At 43.8% G+C, this 23,701-nt stretch carries 17 protein-coding genes and 3 pseudogenes; 19 read left to right on the top strand and 1 reads right to left on the bottom strand.

The features are described from left to right. Positions 1–18 precede the first annotated feature (18 nt). From BMZ78_RS16405 to BMZ78_RS16365, 9 genes are all read left to right on the top strand, one after another. Positions 19–903: an FAD binding domain-containing protein gene (locus BMZ78_RS16405; RefSeq protein ID WP_093231491.1), complete on the top strand. Its 885-nt coding sequence runs from the start codon at positions 19–21 to the stop codon at positions 901–903. Beyond that, complete coding sequence (locus tag BMZ78_RS16400) at positions 900–1,424, top strand: (2Fe-2S)-binding protein (protein ID WP_093231490.1); 525 nt, start codon at positions 900–902, stop codon at positions 1,422–1,424. Before BMZ78_RS16405 ends, BMZ78_RS16400 begins: the two co-directional genes overlap by 4 nt. Beyond that, positions 1,402–2,958 carry a class I adenylate-forming enzyme family protein gene (locus tag BMZ78_RS16395; RefSeq protein WP_093231489.1) on the top strand — a complete coding sequence of 519 codons (1,557 nt, stop codon included), beginning with the start codon at positions 1,402–1,404 and terminating at the stop codon, positions 2,956–2,958. Before BMZ78_RS16400 ends, BMZ78_RS16395 begins: the two co-directional genes overlap by 23 nt. Then, positions 2,959–3,768, top strand: coding sequence for an enoyl-CoA hydratase/isomerase family protein (locus BMZ78_RS16390; RefSeq protein WP_093231488.1), 810 nt, complete (start codon positions 2,959–2,961; stop codon positions 3,766–3,768). A 235-nt stretch (positions 3,769–4,003) separates the two neighbouring features. Further along, the gene (locus tag BMZ78_RS16385; protein ID WP_245739884.1) at positions 4,004–5,236 is read left to right on the top strand and encodes an MFS transporter; all 1,233 of its coding nucleotides are present in this window, start codon (positions 4,004–4,006) and stop codon (positions 5,234–5,236) included. Positions 5,237–5,448: 212 nt separating this feature from the next. Further along, the gene (locus tag BMZ78_RS16380; protein ID WP_093231486.1) at positions 5,449–6,915 is read left to right on the top strand and encodes an aldehyde dehydrogenase family protein; all 1,467 of its coding nucleotides are present in this window, start codon (positions 5,449–5,451) and stop codon (positions 6,913–6,915) included. A gap of 30 nt (positions 6,916–6,945) precedes the next feature. Then, on the top strand, positions 6,946–8,112 hold the full coding sequence (locus BMZ78_RS16375) for an iron-containing alcohol dehydrogenase family protein (protein ID WP_093231485.1): 1,167 nt from the start codon (positions 6,946–6,948) through the stop codon (positions 8,110–8,112). A gap of 62 nt (positions 8,113–8,174) precedes the next feature. Further along, a complete protein-coding gene (locus BMZ78_RS16370; RefSeq protein ID WP_093231484.1) occupies positions 8,175–9,029 on the top strand; it encodes a R2-like ligand-binding oxidase in 855 nt (284 codons plus the stop codon). A gap of 17 nt (positions 9,030–9,046) precedes the next feature. Beyond that, entirely contained in the window at positions 9,047–10,441 is a 1,395-nt protein-coding gene (locus BMZ78_RS16365; protein ID WP_093231483.1) for a UbiD family decarboxylase, read from the top strand. 203 nt (positions 10,442–10,644) lie between these two features. Here BMZ78_RS16365 and BMZ78_RS16360 read toward each other — a convergent pair whose 3' ends face one another. Continuing rightward, entirely contained in the window at positions 10,645–11,166 is a 522-nt protein-coding gene (locus BMZ78_RS16360) for a gamma carbonic anhydrase family protein (RefSeq protein ID WP_093231482.1), read from the bottom strand. A gap of 169 nt (positions 11,167–11,335) precedes the next feature. Between BMZ78_RS16360 and BMZ78_RS16355 the strand changes: the two genes are divergently transcribed. From BMZ78_RS16355 to BMZ78_RS16310, 10 genes and pseudogenes are all read left to right on the top strand, one after another. Continuing rightward, entirely contained in the window at positions 11,336–13,096 is a 1,761-nt protein-coding gene (locus tag BMZ78_RS16355) for an adenine deaminase C-terminal domain-containing protein (protein ID WP_093231481.1), read from the top strand. A gap of 406 nt (positions 13,097–13,502) precedes the next feature. Further along, a complete protein-coding gene (locus BMZ78_RS16350; protein ID WP_093231480.1) occupies positions 13,503–14,126 on the top strand; it encodes a bifunctional transcriptional activator/DNA repair enzyme AdaA in 624 nt (207 codons plus the stop codon). A gap of 3 nt (positions 14,127–14,129) precedes the next feature. Next, positions 14,130–14,678, top strand: coding sequence for a methylated-DNA--[protein]-cysteine S-methyltransferase (locus tag BMZ78_RS16345; protein WP_093231479.1), 549 nt, complete (start codon positions 14,130–14,132; stop codon positions 14,676–14,678). Positions 14,679–14,900: 222 nt separating this feature from the next. Continuing rightward, positions 14,901–15,719 carry an SPL family radical SAM protein gene (locus tag BMZ78_RS16340; RefSeq protein ID WP_093231478.1) on the top strand — a complete coding sequence of 273 codons (819 nt, stop codon included), beginning with the start codon at positions 14,901–14,903 and terminating at the stop codon, positions 15,717–15,719. A 259-nt stretch (positions 15,720–15,978) separates the two neighbouring features. After that, the gene (locus BMZ78_RS16335) at positions 15,979–16,278 is read left to right on the top strand and encodes a hypothetical protein (RefSeq protein ID WP_093231477.1); all 300 of its coding nucleotides are present in this window, start codon (positions 15,979–15,981) and stop codon (positions 16,276–16,278) included. Positions 16,279–17,543: 1,265 nt separating this feature from the next. Next, a pseudogene (locus BMZ78_RS16330) lies at positions 17,544–18,054 on the top strand (N-acetyltransferase family protein). Between the two features lie 170 nt (positions 18,055–18,224). Then, a complete protein-coding gene (locus BMZ78_RS16325; RefSeq protein WP_093231476.1) occupies positions 18,225–19,460 on the top strand; it encodes an MFS transporter in 1,236 nt (411 codons plus the stop codon). A 57-nt stretch (positions 19,461–19,517) separates the two neighbouring features. Then, positions 19,518–19,805, top strand: a pseudogene (locus tag BMZ78_RS16320) (alcohol dehydrogenase catalytic domain-containing protein); the annotation flags it as partial. Positions 19,806–19,927: 122 nt separating this feature from the next. Next, on the top strand, positions 19,928–20,449 hold the full coding sequence (locus tag BMZ78_RS16315; protein WP_093231475.1) for a GNAT family N-acetyltransferase: 522 nt from the start codon (positions 19,928–19,930) through the stop codon (positions 20,447–20,449). A 297-nt stretch (positions 20,450–20,746) separates the two neighbouring features. Further along, positions 20,747–23,676, top strand: a pseudogene (locus tag BMZ78_RS16310) (Tn3 family transposase). Positions 23,677–23,701: the final 25 nt, after the last annotated feature.

Below are 23,701 nucleotides of genomic sequence, written 5' to 3'. Positions count from 1 at the left end.
TGAAAGGAGGGAAAGGGCATGAAACCGGCATCATTTGATTACTGCCGTCCCGCTACGGTGGAGGAAGCGTTTCAACTACTGGCCGAGTACGGTGACGAAGGAAAATTGATCGCCGGGGGACAAAGCCTGGTCCCGATTTTAAATATGCGGCTGTCCTCTCCTAAGTGTCTAATTGATATTAACGAATTACAAGACTTGAACTACATCCGGTACGAGGACGGGTGGATTAAGATGGGTGCCTTGACCCGGCAAAGGGATGTGGAGAAATCGGCGCTGATCCAGGAAAAGTGTCCGCTGCTTTCGGAGGCGGTTCCATTCATTGGCCATATGCAGACCCGTAATCGGGGTACAATCGGCGGCAGTTTGGTTCACGCGGATCCAACGGCAGAGCTGCCCCTATCGTTTCTGGCGTTGAACGGGAGAGCCGTTATCCAAAGCGCTGAGGAAAGCAGGGAGGTGGATCTGAGCGAATTTTTCATTACGTATTTGACAACCGATATTATGCCGGGTGAACTTCTAACGGAAGTGAAGTTTCCTGTTGATTCGGTTCCAAAGGGATACTCATTTCAGGAATACAGCAGGAGACATGGCGACTTCGCTTTGGTAGCGGCAGCCTGTATTCTCGACACGGATAGTGAAGGGCGGATTACGACTATACGCCTGACGATGGGAGGAGTTGACGCCGTTCCGATTCTGGTAGAAGAAGCTGTCGATGTTCTGATTGGGGAAAAACTGACAGAGACGTTGTTGGAGGAAGCTGGCCGCATTGTATCCGCTCATGTGGATCCGGAAGGGGACCTGCACGCCTCAAGGGAGTACAGACTTCATTTGGCCCGGGTATTTGCCAAGAAGGCGATTCAAACTGCCTACCACAGGGCAATCGGAAAGGGGAGTGCGTCATGATCAAAGTCTCCAGTCGAGAAATGGTTGAAGTCCGAATGAAAATCAATGGCCAGGTCTACGAGGAACGGGTGGAACCCCGGAAGCTGCTGAGTGACTTTCTGCGGGAAGACTGTGGGCTCACGGGTACTCATGTCGGCTGTGAACATGGAGTTTGTGGGGCATGTACAGTTTTGGTTAACGGTTCTGCGGTCAGGAGTTGTCTGATGTTCGCCGTTCAGGCTGACGGGAAAGAGATCATGACAGTGGAAGGACTGGCAAAAAACGGCCAACCTCATCCCCTGCAAGAAGCTTTTTCCCAGTGCCATGCTTTACAGTGCGGATTCTGCACTCCTGGTATACTAATGTCCGCTGTTGAGTTGCTCAGCACTGACTCAGATCTGACAACCGACGAGATCAAGGAAATGCTGTCGGGGCATTTATGCAGATGTACCGGGTACAAAGGGATTATCGAAGCAATAGAAAAAGTGGCAAACAGGCAAAAGGAAGGTGAAAAAACTGATGGATCTGGTGTCACTGTTTGAATTTGCAGTCGAACGGTACCCGCAATATGAAGCCCTTGTTCAAGGTGAGACCCGGCTTACCTATGAACAGATGAATCGGGTAATTGACAAAACAGCTTCGGGATTGCAAACTCTCGGTATTAAACAGGGGGACCGGATTCTTCTTGTACTAAAAAACCGGTTGGAAATGGTGATTCTGTACTGGGCGATCCAAAAAATCGGAGCGATTTTTACCCCGATCAATTTCCGGCTGTCGCCCGATGAAATCAATTATTGTGTGCAGGATGCAGACGCTAAAGCAGTGATTTATGAACCGGTAAGTAAGAAAACAGTACTTGAAGCTATCAAAGGAATTAAGACATTGAAAATCAGTGTGCAAGCAGCACAGGGTGCAGATATTTGCTACGAGGAACTGCAAGAGATCGGGTCGGGAAAACCTGCTATACCGAGAATTCACGATGATGATGTTTGCTTGATGTTATACACATCAGGGACCACAGGGTGTCCAAAGGGGGTTCCGCGTACTCACAAGAACGAGTATAGTGCAGCTGTAGCCCATATTATTCAGAATCGATATGAAGTTCAGGAAAGAACCCTGGGCGTCATGCCCCTCTACCATACCATGGGCATGCGTTCCCTCCTATCAATGGCTTTCCTGAACGGAAAGTTGGTAATGATACCGGATTACAGTGCTCAAGCTGTACTTGACCAACTGGAAAAAGAAAAAATTACGTGTTTGTATCTTGTGCCTACCATCTTCCACGATATATTAAATCATCCGGAGTTTGAAAAATATAATCTTTCGTCGCTGAAAAAATTGGGATATGCCGGGGCAGCAATGACTAAGGCATTGACGGAAAAGATTTTCAAAAAATTAAAGCCGGATATTTTTATTAACCATTACGGCTCTTCGGAGGTGTATACGGTCTCTGTTTGCAATTACCTGGATAAAAAGCCGGGATGTGCGGGAAAACCTGGATTCCATCAACGGATTCGCGTTGTGGTTCCTGATCCTGACGGAAACTCAACCCCGGATGACGTAGTACCGTCAGGAGTACCAGGTGAAATTATTGTCGACCTTCGAACAAGTGAAGCTTTCCAGGGATACTGGAATCGTCCTGACGCAACAAAAAAGGCGATCCGCGACGGATGGTACTTCACAGGTGATATGGGGATGATCGATGAAGAAGGAGATCTCTTTGTTCTGGGCCGGGTTGACGACATGATCATATCCGGCGGTGAAAACATCCATCCTCTCGAAGTGGAAGATGTGATCGCAAAACACCCGAAGGTGGCCGAAGTGGCTGTGGTTGGATTGCCGGATCCGCGCTGGGGCGAAGTTGTAACCGCTTTCGTGGTTCCGAAAGATCCTGCACTGACGGTGGAGGAGCTGGATATTTATTGCAAGGAAAGCAATCGCCTATCCAACTTCAAACGCCCGAAGCAGTATGTATTAGTCTCTGCCATTCCCAAGAGTCCTGTTGGGAAAATTCTGCGCCGCAAGCTCAAGGCCGAATATGAAAAACTATATCTGAAAAAGGAGAGTGTATCGTAAATGGAACAACAAAAACATGGACAAGCATTTGTAAACGAGTGGGATCACATTCGCGTGGAAAAGAATCCGGCACGAAAAACGGCCACCATCATTCTGGACCGGCCGGAAAAGATGAATACATTGAGCTATATCGGACGTTTTCATCTGAATCAAATATTTGAAATGTTGAACAAAGATGAGGAAGTACGGGTCATTATCATTAAAGGCGAAGGAACCCAAGCATTTACTTCCGGGGGAACTATCGCGGAATTTATGGAGCGGCACCCAGAAGAACTGTCTGTGTTGCATAAGAATGTAGCCGCACCGGAACGTTCCCCAAAACCAGTCATTGCTCAGCTTCAAGGGTATACGTTTGGCGTCGGCCTTGAAATCGCCATGGCCTGCGATTTCCGGGTTGCATCGGAAACAACTCTCCTTGCGTTACCGGAAATCAGATTGGGAATGATTCCCGGAAGTGGGGGGACACAAAGGATTGCGAGGATTGCGGGTCTTGGACGTGCGAAAGACATGATCATGCGCGGACGTCGAATTCCGGCAGACGAGGCATACCAATGGGGACTTCTTACAACAGTGGTTCCGCAGGAAGAGCTGGAGAATGCGGTGCAAAACTTGGTAGATGAACTTCTGCAATTCTCTCCTCTTACCTTGAGGGTTTTGAAGCAAGTGCTGAACGCTTCGCAAGAAGGACCGCTCAGTGCCGGCCTTGAGATTGAGGGTTTTGCTTACGGAATGCTCAGAAGCACGGACGATTTCCGTGAAGGAGTCAAGGCATTTTACGAAAAACGGAAACCTAATTTTACTGGTCGCTAATACATCTCATTTGCAAAATAGTCTGGGGGTTGGATGTGATTCAATCCCCAGAGATTCCACCATAAATTTTCAGATTGATAATATTTTTGTTCCTATTAGCATCATTCATATCTATTTCGGAGGGTTTGATATGTCGATGAGTACTAGCACCAGTACGAGTACTCGTACACAGAGTGTGTCAGTGAATCGCCGCCAAATAGTAACTGCTTCGGTTGCATCGGTTTTAGGATGGTCGTTGGATCTATTTGACCTGTTTGTCCTGCTTTATGTAGCGCCTGAGGTAGGAAAGCTGTTCTTTCCGGCGAGTATTCCGACACTTTCATTGGCTGCCGTATATGCTTCTTTTGCCGTAACTCTGCTTATGCGGCCGGTCGGTTCAGCGATTTTTGGTTCGATAGCGGACAGAAACGGCAGAAAGCGAGCGATGACAATAGCAGTGACGGGTGTTGGCATCTCCACGGCGCTGTTTGGTGCTCTGCCCACAATCAGTCAAATTGGTGTTACTGCCGCAATCCTGTTCATAATCCTGCGCTTGATCCAAGGGGTTTTTGTCGGCGGTGTCGTTGCATCTACTCATACGATCGGTACCGAATCAGTTCCGCCAAAGTATCGCGGATTCATGTCCGGTCTGATCGGTGGCGGCGGAGCCGGCCTTGGAGCCTTGCTCGCATCCATTGTTTACTTTGCTGTATCAGCCGTATTTCCTGGACCGGAATTCAGCGTATGGGGCTGGCGTTTCATGTTCTTTGCAGGGATTCTCAGCTCGATCCTGGGCCTATTTGTATTTAAGTCGCTTGAGGAGTCTCCGCTGTGGGTACAACTCAAACAATCTCAAAAAGAAGAGGCAAAGCCGCAAAAGGCACCTTTACGGTTAGTCTTCTCGCGCCAATATCTCCCCGTGATGCTCGTTAATCTCATGATTGTGACTGGTGGAGGCACTGCGTATTACCTTACGTCCGGGTACCTTCCGACGTTCCTGAAAGTGATTAATAAATTGCCTGCCGGCACTTCCTCCATGATTCTTATGGGTGCAAGCGTTGCAGCAATTATTGCGTCCATGCTGGTTGGTTCTCTCAGTGATTTTATCGGACGAAAGAAAACGTTTCTGATCATGGGGGGCATCAGCCTTGTTGTGCTTCCGTTCCTTTACCTGGGGATGGCAAGTGCGACGACCGTTCCTTCAATTACAGCGTATGCTCTAGCGCTTTCCTTTTTAGGAAACGCCGCCTATGCGCCTATCCTGATCTTTCTGAACGAGCGCTTCCCAACGGCAATACGTTCCACCGGTACTGGACTATCCTGGAATATGGGATTTGCAGTTGGCGGTATGATGCCCACTTTCGTATCCTTGGCCAGCGGTGCGACGCAAAACATTCCTCTTACGTTAACTTATTTTGCAGCAGGGGTGTTTGTCTTGTACCTGATTGGAAGCCTGATCATCCCGGAAACAAAAGGTGAATTCAACTAGAAGACAGGAAATATTTGCGGGGGGTAGGCCAATGATGAGTCATCGTTGGGATTTCTGGTGCAAACGGGGCGATTTACGGTGTGCTGGCTATAGGACTCTTCAAAAACTCGAGAGCGAAGTTCATCTTGGTAATTAATGAAACCGCTATCAAAACTATTTCGTATGAGATGGAAAGGGATGGCTGAAAATTAACTGTACGTGGGAGGAGAAAAATGTCTTCTTTGACCGAACAGAAACCGGTTGTTTATTGCAATTACGTAGGCGGTGAGTGGACAGAGTCATCATCCAAGGAACTTTTAGAATCGCGAAATCCGGCAACTGGGAGCTTAATCAGTTACGCTCAAAAGTCGACTGTTCAAGACGTTGAACAAGCGATCGACTCCGTATATGAGGCGTATCAGCGAAGCGATTGGGGATATAATCCGAAACGCCGTTATGAAGCTTTGCTTGGGTTAGCTCAAAAAATAGAGGAAAATCTGGAGCATCTTGCTCGGATTCTGACCATGGAGCAAGGAAAAACCATTCGGGAGTCCCGTATTGAGCTGATGGGATGTGTGGACACTTTAAAATATTTTGCCGGAGCTGCACGGACCGTGTTTGGTCGCTCGATTCAGTTGGAACCTGGCAACTTCGGTGTCATAGCAAAAGAGCCAATCGGAGTAGTAGGGATTATCTCACCTTGGAATTGGCCGGCTCTGCTGATGATTCGGGAGTTGGCACCGGCATTAGCTGCGGGAAACGGTGTGATTGTCAAACCGGCAAGTCTTACGCCGGCGATTTCTGTGGAAATTTTCAAGCTGATTGCAGAAGTCCCCCATTTTACAAAAGGGATTGTCAGCATTGTCACAGGGCCGGGACGATCGATTGGAGCTGCTATGGGAACCAGTAAAAAAATTGACATGATTAGTTTTACTGGGGATACTTCCACCGGCAAGACGATTATGGAGTTGGCCACAAGTAATATCAAGAAACTAGCTTTAGAACTTGGCGGAAAATCCCCAAATGTGGTGTTTGACGATGCGAATTTGGATAAAGCGATTCCTTTGATTGGCCGTTCCATTTTTATTTCCGCAGGACAGATATGTATGGCCGGTTCCAGACTATTGGTGCATGAGTCAATCAAGCAAGAAGTTCTTTCCCGATTAAAAGACTATGCCGAACATCTCCGTGTTGGTAATGGACTTCTTGAATCCACAGACATGGGACCGGTAATTTCTCAAAACCAGCTGGATCTGATTGCAGAGTACTGCGAAATCGGACGGCAGGAAGGAAAAATCATCACAGGCGGTTACCGGTTAACAGGTGGAGAGTACGATCAAGGATACTTCTTTGCACCGACGATTATTGATGATCTTCCGGCAAACAGCCGCATTGTGCGGGAGGAAATTTTTGGTCCCGTTCTTGCCGTTCAAACCTTTTCCAGTGACGAGGAGGCACTTGCCATGGCAAATGATACCGACTTCGGATTATCGGCAGGTGTCTGGACGACCGATTTGAACCGTGCGATGCGCATGTCGAAGGAAATCAAAGCTGGAACAGTTTGGATCAATACGTACAATAAAAACTTTCCAGAGGCCGAATTCGGAGGCTACAAACAGAGCGGCTTGGGTCGTACCCGGGGGATTGACGGCTTGATGGAATACTGTGAAACGAAACACATTCACTTCGAGATCGATTAATTTCTAAGTCAGAAAGGGGGAAGAGCAACGATGACGGTTCAGGCGATTGATTTCGAATTTTCATTTCACCTCCCCACGTTGATCGAGTTTGGGTATGGCAAGGCCTCACGTCTCGGAGAACGACTTTTGCAACTGGGTGTAAATAGAGTGTTCTTAGTTACGGACAAAGGAGTAGAATCGGCAGGGCTGCTGAATGAATTGACAGGGTCGTTACAATCACAGGGGATTCAGTTCGATATTTATACAGATGTGGAGCCCGATCCCAGTCTTGAGACGATTGACCGCGGGGCCGAGGTCTTTAAAACAAAGCCGTATGACTGTATCGTTGCGGTCGGAGGTGGAAGTCCGATTGATGCGGCAAAGGGAATTCGGGTTGTCGCGTCTAACGGAGGAAGTATTGGAGATTATGCAGGTGTGAATCGTATACCTGTGGCACCCGCGATCCCTCTTATTGCAGTTCCAACCACTTCTGGGACAGGCAGCGAGGTAACAATGTTTGGCGTCTATTCCGATTGGCACAATAATGTGAAAGTAACGGTGACAAGCCAGCACATGGCGCCAACAATCGCCTTGGTCGATCCGAAATTGACAATGAGTCTGCCTGCCAAAATGACTGCCGCTTCCGGTATCGATGCTTTGGCTCACGGTATCGAGACTTTCTTTTCAGTTCGATCCCGACCCGCATCAGACGCCCTGGCCATGGAAGCTATCGCTACGGTGCATGCGAACCTACGTCGTGCGGTTCATGACGGATCTGACATTGAAGCACGAATCGGGATGTCCCACGGCAGTTTGCTGGCTGGCATGGCTTTCAACAATGGATTTCTGGGGCTTACCCATGCAATTGGAAGTGCACTTTCCGGACACTGTCATGTTCCGCACGGGATTGCCATCGGTTTGCTTTTGCCTCAAGTGGTAGCATTCAACACTCCTGCACGTCCTGATAAAGCGGCAAAGATTGCAGAACTGTTGGGAATAGAGGCCAATCAGATAGAGAACCGAGCGGAAGAGGTTGCGGCGTCTATTGCCCAGTTGGTTAAAGATATCGGGCTTCCGACTCGACTTCGTGAAGTCGACGTGCCTGAAGAGAAGCTCCCTGATATCGCAAAAGACTCATTTAAGAGCGGAATGATGAAGTTTAATCCGCGTCAACCTGCCCAACAGGAAGTACTGGAACTTTTAAGGCGAGCGTTTTGATTGCTAATTGCATGCAGGTCATCTTATCAATTTTAAAAAAAATTTTCAGGAGGTAATTGATCATGAGTGAAAATTGGAATCAAAACATGACAGATGAGTTAATCCCTGGCCTTGATAAAACAACTGACGAAGTAGCATGGGATTTGTACCGTAAAGCTATTCGGTTTGGAACCTGGGACCCTGCAGCCATTGACCTGAGCCAAGACAAGAAAGATTTTGAGTCTCTTGACGAAGATCTCAAAGGGTATCTCATTCATTTCTGTACAGGATTCCTTGATGCGGAAGAAAACGTGGCATTAAAGTTCTGTCCATGGATAATGCTTGGTTCCTCAACAGAACAACAGGCCTTTCTCAGTACCCAATTGCTCGAAGAATTTAAGCATACAGAGTTTTTCATGCGTTATTTCAAAGAAGTTTTAGGTCGGGAACGAATTTCCGGTGTAAAAAATATTGTTCAGCAGAAGTTGGATGAACGTGCAAAAAAAATGCTGGCAGCTCTTGAACAGGGGCCGGAGGAACGTGAAGCGGCGCTGGTAGAAGGTTTGACCCACTATCAGGGCATCATTGAAGGTGTTCAAGCAATGACGGGATATGATGTGTATGAAGCTGTATTCGGCAGTAAAGGATTGTTGCCGGGATTGGGCGAAGCATTTACCCGTATCAAACAAGATGAAGGACGGCATGTTGGTTTCGGACTTCGCATGCTGAAGCTGTTTGCTCGTAAACCGGAGCATGCCAAGCGTATTCGTGAGTTGTATGACGAATATCTTCCGCACATCTTGATTCGTTATGATCAGCCGGTTATTGTGGATGGACAGGAATATCCTACACCGCCTGAGGTTCGGGGACGTGAGCGTTTGACCAAAATGTTTGAACGTCGACTGAAGGATATATTCGGCACATCAGTAACTGTTTAAGGAGGATAACATTTAACGTGAAGGCTAAGACATTTCGGACGTGGCTTGAGCATCTTCAATCAGTCGGTCGTTTGGCCGTGATTGATAAAAAAGTCAGTTTAGAGTTTGAACTTGCTGCAATCGCCAAAAAACTGGACGGCAAGAAATCCACCTATTTTACACAGGTGGAGGATTACGCGGTACCCGTTGTTTCGGGTATTTGCTCAACCCGAGTAGATTTTGCAGAGGCATTGGAAACGGATCAATATGAGATGATTCCGAAGTTTATCAAAGCAGTGACTTCCCCTCTGCCCTGCCGGTTAGTAGAGGATGAGGAAGCTCCTGTCAAGGAGAATATCATTAAGGATAATATTGATTTAATGAAGATGTTTCCGATTCCGGTTCATCATGAAAAGGATTCGGGAAACTACATCACCGCGGGACTGTTTATCGTTCGAGATCCGGTCACGCGCAAGCAAAATGTATCAATTCACCGTCTGCAGGTTTCAGGCAAAGATAAATTGGGTGCTTTGATCCTTCCGCGTCACACATTTCACTTGTATAAACAGGCTGAGGAAGCAGGCAGGCCACTGGAGTGCGCCATTGCAATCGGAGTCGATCCGGTGACTCTGCTCGCTTCGCAGGCAAGCACTCCGTTTGGCGTTGATGAACTCGAAATCGCAGGTGCTCTTCGCAACGAACCACTGGAAGTGGTTCGTTGCGAGACTGTTGACATTGATGTCCCGGCTTATGCGGAGATTGTACTGGAGGGTAAGATTCTTCCCCATGTCCGTGAGCCTGAAGGACCTTTCGGGGAGTTCCCGAAATACTATGGTCCTCGCAGCGATAAGGAAGTCGTACAGATAACGGCAGTTACTCACCGGAACAATCCGATTTTTTATACCATTGTTCCGGCAGGCTATGAACATCTTCTGCTTGGAGGCATTCCCCGGGAAGCAAGTCTTTTTCAAACCATCCGCCAGACTGTGCCGACGGTCAAGGCAGTCCATATGAGCCCTGGCGGGACATGCCGCTACCATGCAATCGTTTCGATCAAAAAAAGAAACGAGGGGGAGGCGAAAAACGCTATATTTGCCGCCTTTGCGAATAGTTTTGATATTAAACACGTCGTTGTCGTGGATGAAGAAGTCGATATTTTCAATATGGAAGAGGTCGAATGGGCAATTGCCACCCGTTTCCAGGCGGAAAAGGATCTGATTGTTGTGCATGGAGCACAGGGTTCAAAGCTCGATCCCTCAACCAACAATGGAGTTGGGTCTAAAATGGGATTCGACTGCACTGTTCCTTTAAACAGTGAGCCGATGAAATATTTGCGGATTCAAATTCCCGGTTATGACCAGATTAACTTGGAGGAGTATATCAATTCCGAAGCTTCTATCCAATCGGTTCACCTTGAAGGTGAGAAACGATAGTTGACGGGCGTGGTAGGTTTCAGTTCGTTGGCTTATTTATCCGTTCAATTCACGTCCCGTGGCCGATATAGTGTGGATTGTATGCAAGGGGGATTTCCGTTCTCGACGGGGGTGCCGAAAAAGATACCTGTCACAGCCTGAAAAAAGTTTAATGGGCCATCCCCATGGATGGCCCAATTGTTGTCGCTCCTGGTTAAGGCTTTTTACTCGATGGATTTTAAAGATCGTAAATATTCGAGAGTCCGTTCCTGGTAAACCCGGGCTGAGTAGGTAATGCGATCGATTTCTTCAGGCTTTAGCTCCCGAACCACCTTGCCCGGAACTCCTAGAATGAGAACTCCATGTGGGAATTTCTTGCCTTCCGGTACTACCGTGCCACCGCCGACAATGCTGTTTTCTCCGATTTCCGCACCGTCCATGACTGTTGCGGACATACCGATGATCACGCGGTTTCCGATGGTGCAGCCATGCACAACTGCTTGATGCCCGATCGTTACATCATCTCCGATTACGGTCGGATATTTCGCGTCTACGTGAATAACAACACCGTCTTGTATGCTTGTCCCGCGTCCGATCGTAATGGAATTGATGTCTCCGCGGATCGTGGCACTAAACCAGACGCTGGACAATTCCTTGATTAGCACGTCACCAATGATACTGGCGTTGGGAGCGATAAATACGTTTTCTGCGATTTGGGGTTTTTTACCCGATAACGAATAAATCATCTGATCCACCTCTTTAGGTTAATGTCTGTCTATTTACATCCTACTGAATTTTTCCCTGAAAGACAGGTAAACAAGCGATATTGATAAAATATTGAAAGCCGCGGCGATAAGAAATGGAAAATACCCGGACTCAATCGGTCTACAATTATAATGAAGGGAGAGAATCTAGATGAATACCTTAAACAGCTTAACTCAGGAAAAATTAAGCCGGTTGATTTCTGTCTCACGGTTCAAAACTCCGGCCACCACTTGGATACGGGGAGCAAAGATCCTTCAGATATATACCGGTGAATTGCGGGAGCTAAACGTGGTTCTCTTCGAAGACCGTATTGCTTACGTAGGAGAGAAAGAGCCATTGACAGACGCTAATACCCAAGTTCTTGATGCGGAGGGCTTTACTCTCGTTCCTGGATACATAGAGCCTCATGCTCATTCATTTCAAATTTATAATCCGCTGACACTAAGTGAATTTGCCCTGGCTCATGGGACAACGACTATGCTTCATGATAATCTGACTTTCTTCCTTCATCTCCAACAACAAGAGATGGAAGGATTGTTCGAAGCTTTACAGAATATGCCCATTAAAAACTACTGGTGGGCCCGTCTCGATCCGCAAGTTAATCAAACTGAGATGATGATGAGATTTACGCCTGAGCGTGTGAAGCGGACGTTACAGCATCCTGCCGTATTGCAGGCGGGAGAGCTTACGTATTGGAAAGAGTTAATTGATGGTGACGATTCGATGATCTCCCGAATGCGGGAAGCACGGCAGGCTGGGAAACGAATTGAAACTCACAACCCGGGTGCATCAGTAGAAACTCTGAATGCAGTCGCAGCAGCAGGTGCGACTGGTTGCCACGAAAGTATTAACGCTGAAGAAGTGATGAGACGGGTTCGCTTGGGCTATTATACAACGCTTCGGCATTCTTCGATTCGACCGGATTTGGCCGATTTGATCAAAGACTTGCTTACCGCGGGGTGCCGATTCTGGGATCGTATGATGTTAACCACCGATGGCTCACCGCCTTTTTTCCATGCTTCGGGTTTTACTGATGAATGCATACGGATTGCGATCGAGGCCGGTCTTGATCCGGTGCTGGCCTATCGAATGGCGAGCTTAAATCCTGCGGTCTACTATGGTCTGGATCAGGAACTGGGAGGAATTAGTCCAGGACGGGTTGCGGACATAGTGTTCCTGGAGGATCTGCGAAATCCAACACCTGTAAAAGTGATGGCAAATGGACGTATAGTGGCGGAGGATAGGACATTGACGACAGATTTTCCCCGAGTGGAATGGAACCGCTTCGGAATGGGACCATCCTCAATGATGAATCCGGTGGTGCAACCCGAGTGGTTTGAAGTCTCTCCACCTGAAGGAAAGGTACCCGTTATCGAGCTAATGAATGCGGTGATAACCCGTAATCGGCCCGAGTCTCTTCCTATAATAAACGGAAAGGTGAAACTGGCAGACTTACCGGGATATATGTACGTCTCGCTGCTTCATCGTAAAGGAGAATGGATTACGGCAGGTGTGATTAAAGGATTTGGTGAATTGGATGCCTTAGCCAGCACCTACTCTCTTTCCGGTGATCTGGTGATTCTTGGACGTGATCCGGTTCAGATGGCTCAGGCTGCAAACCATATTCTTACCAATGGTGGAGGGATTTGTCTATATGAAAAAGGGGAATTGCGTTACGATCTCCCATTACCCTTACTAGGGACAATGAGTTCGCTCGATATGAACACTTTAATTGAAGAAACCACTCGATTTTTTACTCTTATGAAGGCTTCGGGTTATTTATTTAACGATCCGATTTATTCATTGTTGTTTTTATCAGCAACACATTTGCCAAAGGTAAGATTGACTTCTCAAGGTGTAATTAATGTAAGTGATGGGAAAATTCTGCTCCCCGCACGCTTGCTCAAGTGAGTGATTATGGTCTTGATGATCCAATTTCTTAGACAGGAAATCTCTTTTTCATTTGCCTCAGTAAGGGATGGATGTAGCAAGAATTAACAAACAACAGCATTCAACAAAGGTAGTTGAATGCTGTTGTTATTTAGTGAATCTTACGGATTAATATGACGAATATTACCATTATTCTATCTAATGGAGGTCGGAGCATTGGATGCAATTGATTATTATAAAATAATGGGCGTCCTGATCAGGGTAAATCATACCATTTTTCATGTAAATCCTCCCACTCATAAAAATACGATACAATCTAAGTTTTAACATAAAATGGTTCAGTGTGATTTTGAAATCTTGCTTTTATATTCGTAGGAACGTACATACGGACATCATCCGGTGTATACTGTGTGTAGAGGTGGTTCGAATGGAGAATCAAACACATCTCGTAACTCAGAACGCTAATGAAGTAGGTACAGGTGAGGAAAATATTCCGGACGAAATTTGGCGAGCGATCGTGCACAACGATTCGTCTTACGATAATAAATTTTTTTACGGCGTAAAGACTACCGGTATTTTTTGTCGTCCTTCTTGTAAATCCCGGCCTCCCAAAATGGAAAATGTACGCATCTTTCAAAGTGCACAGCAGGCCATATCGGAAAATTTTCGCCCGTGCAAACGATGCAAACCGACCGGACAACGGTTGCCTGATGAAGATTGGGTGGCCCAAATCACTCAATTCATTGACAGAAATTATAGTGAAACTTTAACGCTGGAAACATTGGCGGATATGTGTCATGGCAGTCCCTACCATTTACACCGAACGTTCAAGCGGATCAAGGGGATAACCCCAGCCGAATATATCCGGCAAACGAGAATCTCAAATGCGATTCAGTATCTTACCACTACGGATAGAACCATTTCAGAAATTGCCTTGGCAGTAGGCATTCCCAATATAGCTTACTTTATAACCTTGTTTAAGAAGCAAACGGGTTATACACCTGCTGATTATCGTCAATTAAATAGCCATAAAAAAACATGGAGGTGTTAGGCAGTGGAGACAAAAATCAATCAAACAGTTTATTGGACTTTGTTTGTTTATGAACAATGGCAAATGTATATTGCTGCGACTTCAAATGGACTTTGTTACGTGGGCTCTCAGAATAAGCCCTTTGAAGAGTTGTCCAATTGGGTTAAGAATCGCTTTCCGAACAGCGTTTTGGTGCAAGATGATGAGAAATTACAACCTTATACAGTTGAGTTGGCAGAGTATTTCCGAGGACAGCGTAAGAGCTTTACAATGCCTGTTGATTTATACGGTACTCCGTTTCAATTATCCGTGTGGAATGCATTGCGCGAAATTCCGTACGGACAAACGCAATCCTACTCGAAAATTGCAGAACACATTCAAAAACCGGCTTCGGTACGTGCTGTTGGAGCTGCTATTGGTGCCAATCCCGTTTTAATTGGGGTACCTTGTCATCGGGTTATTGGTAAAAATGGAACATTGACAGGTTATCGAGGCGGATTGGAGATGAAGAAACAACTGCTTGAGTTGGAAAGTGAACACACGTTTATGGAAGGGAGATACCTGCATGCCTAAATGGATCACGGAACGTATTGCTTCTTTGGATTGGGATTTGTTGCAACAATTATTGGACGAGTATGGCTATGCTCTGATTCCACACAATCACTTCGGGTACGAGGTATAGCCTGGGCATAATTTTTCATGATGCGAAGTGATGGTGGTGCAGTGAATAACGAAGATATAGCTGATATAGGGTTTTTTCATATTAGTACTGTAACACCTCTAGGGGGATTCAACGTGAAGATTAAGTTTTTTTACAAATACCCAAAAACACTTCTGAATAAAGGAACCGGGTTTCTTTCTGGTTATACTCATTCACTGAATCCATATACTGGTTGTGCATATGGCTGTTCATACTGCTATGTGCGTCAAATGCCAGTTTCCATGTTTCGTAAGGAAGAATGGGGAACCTGGGTAGACATAAAGAAGAAAGCGGCAGACTTACTGCGCAAAGAGCTTGAGCGAGCCAAGCGTAAAGGGAAAGTGACTATTTTCATGTCATCCAGCACAGACCCTTATCAACCGATCGAGTATAAGGAGAAAGTAACAAGATCCTTGTTGGAAGTAATGGTGGAAAATAAACCGGATTTTTTATTTGTTCAGACGAGGAGCCCTCTAGTACGTAGAGATATTGATTTATTTCTTCTTTTAAAGGACAGAGTCCGAGTTAGCATGACTATTGAAACTGACAGGGAAGATATACGTAAACATTTTACGCCTGGTGCTCCGCCAATTGGTGCCAGGTTGAAGACGCTACAACTCCTGGCTGATGCAGGTGTACCGACTCAGGCAACGATCGCCCCGGTATTGCCCAGTAGTGAAGAGTTTCCGGAAAAATTAAGGAAATGGGTCAATCGTGTCTGTGTGGATGATTATTTCATGGGAGACGGTAGCGGAGGAAAACGAACCAAGAATTTAGGCATTTTTTCTATGTATGAAGAATTGGGTTTGGAAGAATGGTATGATCCTTCAGCATATCAGATTGTGTATGACAGACTAAAAAAAGTATTCTCCACTGAACAAATCTATTTGAGTCAGAAAGGCTTCTTGCCTTAGGGTTATTGCGAAGTTGGGAGCAGGGCGTCGAAGACAACACAGCTTGTAAACAAAGTTTCCGCTATATGCCGGTTTTCCTTTTTCGCTCCATTCCGTCGCTTCATTTCAAGCAAATGTGGCATTACCAGTGTTAAAAAGAGTAGCCACTTGAGCTACTCTTTAATTAGGGGCAATACCAGCGAATGTGTCATTACCCGAAAAATAGATTCCATTTGTCCTTGAATCAGAGATAATTGAACAAGACAAAGGGGGAGATTTGATGAAAAAGCAACCAAAAATAAATCCAAAAGAAGATCTTCGTTTGGCAAAGCAAATGTTAGAAGATATCCAAGTAGATTTTGAGCGAATTCAGACAGCCATGGATGCACATGAGTTGATTATTAGTTGCAATTTGGCGTGGGATGAGCTGGTTCCACGTGGTTACTACTTACGTCAAGCAGGGGAAATGGATACATATGAAGCAATTGGAATGATTTTAGCTGAAATAGGTAAGATCCAAGAAAAAGTAACTCAGTGGCTCATTCACACCCCTATTCAAAAAATAACCTATGACTCATAAAATAATTATATTGGTTTTCAAGTCATCCCGATAGGAATGACATATTCGCTGGTATTACCCCCTAATTGAGGGGGCCCTGAATCAGAATAAATTTTCATGTCTGAGAGAGGCGAATAATCGTCTTTTTTGTGTTTGATATACTAAGAAACATTTATTAATATAGAGTAAATCTTTTGATAAATAATAGTTATTATCCCCCATTTCTCAATATTCCACCGGTACTTCAGTTGGTTGTTTTGGTGCTATCTCAGACAATAATTTGGAATCTAGAAAGATATCGGTCCAATATTTCACCAGCGAAATAGAATATATAGAATTTGCCGTTGGGAGGTGAATGTAGAACGAACCATCCCGTTTCCCTGTACTGTATGTGTCCGGAGACGAGGTGATACCCTTGAGCGCAGCTTCACTAAGGCAGAATTTATAGTCTTCGCTATGCACGTTACAGGGGAACTCCGGAGGTAACAGAGCAATGCCACCTAACAGCCGTGGCTCAAAACATCAAATAATGCCTTTGCTCTCTGGAAGAGAGGAAAAGGCTACATGATTTGGTTGCTAACTACTTTAGAAGATATTCTTTTTATATAAAGATTCCTGAAATATACAACCCCCGATCCCTTTTTCGAAGTAAAGGTCGGGGGTTTGTTTTCAATCTCATCAATCCAGTTAAAGGATCACTTTTCTTCTGACCGAAAGGTTCTTTTAGAATTGACACTCCACATGGCTGAAGCCGTGGGATTCTTGGTCGTTAGCGTCCACAGTCCATTTCCGTTTTGGTGGGCGCCCAAGTTCAGGGGTGTGTCATCACCCCGTCCCATGCAGTGCTACGGCACTAAGCCGCATGTACCCACATGGGCGGCATACCTGTTACCAGGATGCTAGTTCCTTTCATTACTCTCAATGATTTTTACCTGGTAGGAGACTTTTCGTTACCAGAACCTCTATACCATGGTGTCCACAGGAACATTCGACCTACTACCAGTAGGATGAGTAATGCTCATGTGCTTGATTATATAGAAAATTATTGCTCTAAGCAATCCCATGAAGGGATTACCGAGCAACGCCGTCTTTCATACCACGATTCAAACCGTGGGCTTTCAGACGGCATTTTTGTAAAATAAAGTATTAGACTGGCATTCAGTTATTCAACTAATGGGCAGTAATATTCAATAAAGTGCTTGTTATAATATCAAACATGTTTGTTGTGTAAAAACAGTTCTTCGTGTTATATAGGAAAGATAGCATACTAAATTGAGGTGGTTGTGTTGGTTAGTGATGTGAAAATCGAACAATTAAAATCAATTGGAGAACATATTAATGAGCTTTCGGAACTTCTGATACAGGTAGTAGAAGATGGTGCGTCGATTGGCTTTTTACCACCATTGAAACTTTTCTGAGGCGAAAAGATATTGGGAAAACATATTAAACCCTGATGTAATTCTATTTGTCGCTAAAATTAACAATCAGATCGTCGGAAGTGTACAGTTACATTTATGTACTAAGCAGAACGGTACTCATAGAGCGGAAATCGCAAAATTGATGACACACCCTAATTATCGCCGTAATGGTATCGGTCGCTTACTAATGCAAAAGGCTGAAGAAAGAGCAAAGCAGGAGGGGAGGTCGCTATTAGTTCTCGATACAAGAGAAGGAGACCCTTCTAATCACCTTTATACTTCAATAGGTTATATTCAGGCTGGACGGATTCCTAACTATGCGAAATCTGCAACTAGCGAATTACATGCAACTATTTTCTATTATAAAATCATAGTTTAATCTGATGGTAATACCGCTAAAAAAAGTAAGTTCACACTAAAAGCATTCTGGGTATATAATGCTTGAAAAGATTATGTACGGACATGGGGTTACTGGTACCAATTTGGAAAATTAGTGCGTTATAAACCGGCAACCAGTACGTTAAGAGTGTCGACAGAAAGGGGAAACGAATGTTGACACTCATAAAAAATATATGGTCGACGGTATTTAAATCATTTCAATTACCTAGGGATTATATCACTTTTCTTGCCGGATTACTCGTATCAAGATTGGGAGATTCCTTGAATGCTTTTGCTATTCCTTGGATTTCTTATCAATTGACTGGTTCTGCGATTGTTATGGGTTCTCTCTTTGCTATCAGTGTATTACCAATTGTTTTGTTCGGTTCAGTAGTCGGCGTGTTTGTAGATCGATGGGATCGGCGAAAATTAATGCTCACAGCGGATATTACTAGAGCTTTATTGGTTGGTCTAATCCCTATCCTGCACCTGCTAAACCTACTTTCTCTTTGGCACCTATATGTAATTTCTTTTATTTTGGCTGTATTAAGTCTTTTGTTTGATGTAGCCACAATCTCATCTATTCCACAAATGGCTGGAAATGATCTAACTCGGGCGAACGCTGGGTATCAATTGGTAAACCAACTGGCTGATTTAGCTGGTCCTACTCTTGCTGGTGTGATTGTTGCGGCCATTGGAGGTTTTCACACGCTATGGATAGATGTTTTATCTTTTGCTGCTACATTTTTAGCTATATTTCGTCTCCCATCGCTAGGGAGTACTCATTTAACCGATGACAGGAAAAATAACTTAAGGAATATGGCAAAAGATATTGTTGAAGGGTTTAAGTGGCTAATGCACGACCGCCTTAACTTTTCATTATCATTGCAAGCGATGGTTGGAAATTTTGGCGCAAGCGCTGTACTCGCCGTATTCATGTACTACCTATTATCAACCCTTCATCTTAACTCTCAACAAAGCGGGTTTAACTATACGCTGATCGGGATCGGGGGACTGATCGGCAGTATGGTAGTTATACCATTGGATAAACGTTTTCGACGTGGAGTCTTGATTCCAATTTTGCTTGGGATCGGAGCCATAGGGCTTGTCTTTGCCATAACAAGTCGTTTTTGGTTAGCACCGGGGATTGCTTTAGGGATCGCTACGGTTTGTAATGTTTCTTGGAATTCCATTGTTGCTTCAGTACGGCAAGAAACAGTCCCATCAGATATGTTAGGGCGAGTGCTTGGATTTTCCAGAGTATTTACACGTTTAGCTATGCCATTGGGAGCTTTTGTAGGATCATTTATTTCTAGCATCAATCCATCTGCAGTGTTTGTTTTAGCTGCCGTTACTAAAGGATTAGAAGTTGTTATTGCACTCGTCTCACCGATACGTAAGTTATAGTTACTCTAAATAATTTTTTAAAGAGGCGCCTCTTGGCGTACAGGTTGTCATTATTGGATAAAGTTTAATTTTCCAGATTGGTCAGTTGACCTTCCTCCCATGAACTCTAATCATGTGTTAATCCGTGTTGAAGCAACTAGCGTCAATTTTACCGATATTAAATCACGGTATGACAAATATCATGGTGCAGGCCAACCTTCCCTTAATTCCTGGATTGGATGCAGCAGGTATTATAGAGGAGGTTGGATTTGAAGTTCAGCATTTGAAAGTAGGTCAGCGAGTATCGTATTCCTGGGCTCCTATGCAAAATATATAGTTGCAGACGAAACTCTGGCCAAAACTTTGGTTTTTCTTAAGGTATTTCCAACCCTTTGGTTCTTTGATAGCAAATTTGGTTTGATCTACACCTTGATTGAACTTGATGTCATTTACCTTGAAAAAATAGGCTACTGATTGTGGAGGAACCTATGAAAATTGTAAAAGGAAACGTTAACGATCTAGATTCTCTAATCGACTTATATTCTTCCGTGGTTATGCATTTAAGAGAAAATGCTATTTATCAATGGGACAATCAATATCCAAATAGTTATATCATTGAAAATGATTTACGAAAAGGATTTCTTTATGGAATTAAGGATGATTCTTCTTATATAGGAGCAATTGTGTTAAATGAAGAACAAGATATGGAGTATCAACAAATCAATTGGGAAATGAAAAAAGGTAAAATCTTGTGTATACATCGATTAGTCGTACATCCTGAATCACAAGGTAAAGGGTTAGGAAAAAGGCTGTTAAATTATGCAGAAGAATTTGCGCACCATAATGGATATACAAGTATTCGACTAGATGCTTATAGTGGAAATCCTATAGCACTTAATCTCTATGAAAGACATGGATATAAAAAGAGAGGGAAGGTTTATTTTCCGAGACGCTCTCTTCCGTTTATATGTTTTGAAAAGGTATTATCTACTGAGATGAGCTCGTATTGAAAGTTAACCAGTCTCTGAAATCTTTTCTTACAAATACGATGTAAGTCACCGAGTTTGGGAAAAATACAGAACCATCCAAAAAGAAGTGTCCAAGGAAAAAAGGGAGGAAGAGGGATGTTTGCCACCGAACGATTGATGGTTGCCTCGATCGAAGAAGATCATCTGGATGATTTGTATGCTGTTCACATCTCCAGATACCATAAAATGTAAAGTCCTTAATAGAGGGCTTTTTTTATTATTTCAAGTTGAAGTAAGATGTTGCTGACTTACAATAAAAAGGCATCTAGGAGGCATCACATGAAGAAAAATTGGGAACTAGAAGACCTAATAGAACATTTCACCCTACTATCTCAAGAAATGAGACTTATTGGTAATAAAACTGGGGAAACCAGACTAGGCTTTGCTGTTTTACTAAAGTTTTTTCAATACCAAGCCCGATTCCCTTACATGAAAAACGAGGTTCCAAGAGAAGTAATTAACTATATTGCAAAACAGCTTAACCTGAGTGCTGACTTATATAAAGAGTATGATTGGAATGGTCGTTCCATCAAATATCATCGTGCTCAAATTCGTGAATATGTAGGGTTTAGAGAATGTACACTGGATGATATCAAACAAGTTCTGGATTGGTTACGCCAAGAGGTTTTAACTCATGATTTAGAGATAGAGTGGGTAAAAGAGAAAGCAGTTGAAAGATTCCGCAACCTACAAATAGAACCTCCTGCAGCAGAACATCTAGATCGACTTATTCTCTGCTATACATAATTACGAAACCGACTTCTTTAACAATATTCATCAACGTTTGTCAAAAACATCTTTAGCTAGGATGGATGCACTTATTTACTTGTGGACTACCTCGGAGGAGGAAAAAGGTCCGGATGATTCACAAGCTCCCTCTCTTACTTTTCGAGATCTGATATCTGACCCTGGTCGTGTTGGATTAGATAGCCTATTCCAAGAGATTACAAAACTAAGAACCATCCGTCATTTACAGTTGCCTGAAGATTTATTTATCCATGTTCCATCAAAAATCCTAAAAAGGTACCGGCAACGAGCGATATCAGAAGATATTAGGGAAATACGGAGACATCCAGATCCTGTTCGTTATACATTGCTAGCGGCCTTCTTTTGGTGTCGCAGTCGCGAAATCGTTGATAATTTAGTAGAACTTCTTATACAGATTGTTCACCGAATTGGTGCTCGTGCAGAACGGAAAGTTGAAAAAGAAATTCTACACGATTTGAAAAAAGTAAGTGGAAAAACAAACCTTTTATTTCGCATGGCAGAAACGGCATTAGAACATCCAGATGGCGTGATTAAAGAGGTTTTATTCCCTGTTGTGAACGAGCAGACTTTGAGAGATTTGGTAAAAGAAATGAAGCATACAGGACCTGCATTCCGTCAGAAAGTATATACAGTCATGCGTTCCTCTTATGGTAGCCATTATCGAAGAATGGTCTCCGACCTTCTTGATGTGCTTGAATTCCGATCCAATAATGATATTCATAAGCCTGTAATAGAAGCATTAGAGTTGTTGAAGAAATATGCTAATACAGCTCATCGGTACTATGCAGAATCTGATTATATTCCCATTGAAGGCGTGGTTCGTACTGCTTGGATTGAGACGGTGATTGACAAAGAAACAAATCGTATTAACCGAATAAACTATGAAATTAGTGTGTTGCAGGCTTTAAGAGATAAATTACGTTGTAAGGAAATTTGGGTCGTGGGTGCAGATCGTTATCGCAATCCTGAACATGATTTACCCTCAGACTTTGAAGCTAGACGCGAAGAACATTATAGAGCTTTAAAACAGCCCCTCGAAGCAAATGCATTCATTGACCAATTAAAACAGCAGATGCACACTTCTTTAGACAAACTAGAGAAGGGATTAAGAAATAACTCAAGCGTTCGAATTAGTCCCAAAAGAAATGGATGGATTTCTGTCTCTCCTTTACAAGCACAGCCAGAACCTCGACATTTATCATTAATCAAAGCCGAAATAATGAAGCGATGGCCCATGACCAGTCTACTAGATATCTTAAAAGAAACAGATCTTCGCATTGCTTTTACTGATCATTTCAAAACATTAGGAAACCGAGAGATCCTGGATCGGGAAACGATTCAAAAACGTTTAATTCTCTGTTTATATGGTTTAGGAACGAATACAGGACTAAAAAGGGTTTCTGCTGGTGATCATGGCGAGAGCTACAAAGATTTACTTTATATTCGCTGAAAATTTATTCACAAAGAAAATTTGAAACAAGCTATTTCACATGTAGTTAACGCTATTTTAAATCTACGAATCACAGATATTTGGGGAGAAGGAACCGCATGTGCTTCAGATAGTAAAAAGTTTGGAGCTTGGGACCAAAATCTGATGACAGAATGGCATATTCGTTATCGTGGACGAGGAGTGATGATTTATTGGCATGTTGAGAAGAACTCTACTTGTATTTACTCGCAGCTAAAATCTTGCTCTTCGTCTGAAGTAGCAGCCATGATCGAAGGACTTCTTCGACATTGTACAAATATGGAAGTGGAGAAAAACTATGTAGACACTCATGGACAAAGCGAAGTGGCATTTGCTTTTTGTCATCTACTTGGATTTCAACTTATGCCCCGTTTCAAAAATATCCATTCTCAAAAATTATATCGACCTGAATCTGGAATGACGGATGCCTATCCTCAATTACAACCTATATTAACGCGTCCTATCAATTGGGAATTGATCAGGCAACAATATGATCAGATGATAAAATATGCAACAGCGCTTCGATTGGGAACAGCTGAAACAGAGGCTATCTTAAAGCGTTTTACTCGAAATAGTAGTTATCCTACTTATCGAGCATTAAGTGAATTGGGAAAAGCGATCAAAACGATTTTTTTATGTAAGAAGAGAAATCCATGAGGGATTGAACGTCGTAGAAAATTGGAATTCAGCAAATAGCTTTATTTTCTATGGAAAAGGTGGCGAGATCCAAACCAACCGTTTAGAAGATCAGGAAGTTGCAGTGTTATCTTTACACTTATTGCAAAACTGCTTAGTACTCATTAATACTCTAATGATTCAAGAAGTCCTACTTGAAAATAACCAACGATTATACAACAAAATGGATCCAGAAGATTTTAGAGCTTTAACTCCTTTGATATACGCACATATAAATCCATATGGAACATTCCAGCTGAATATGGAAAAACGACTTAACATCCAGCAAATATCGTAAATCATAATCCTAGAAGCTCCCAAGA

The organism is Thermoflavimicrobium dichotomicum (assembly GCF_900114055.1).
GTDB lineage: Bacteria > Bacillota > Bacilli > Thermoactinomycetales > Thermoactinomycetaceae > Thermoflavimicrobium > Thermoflavimicrobium dichotomicum.
This window is presented reverse-complemented; position numbering and strand designations above follow the sequence as displayed.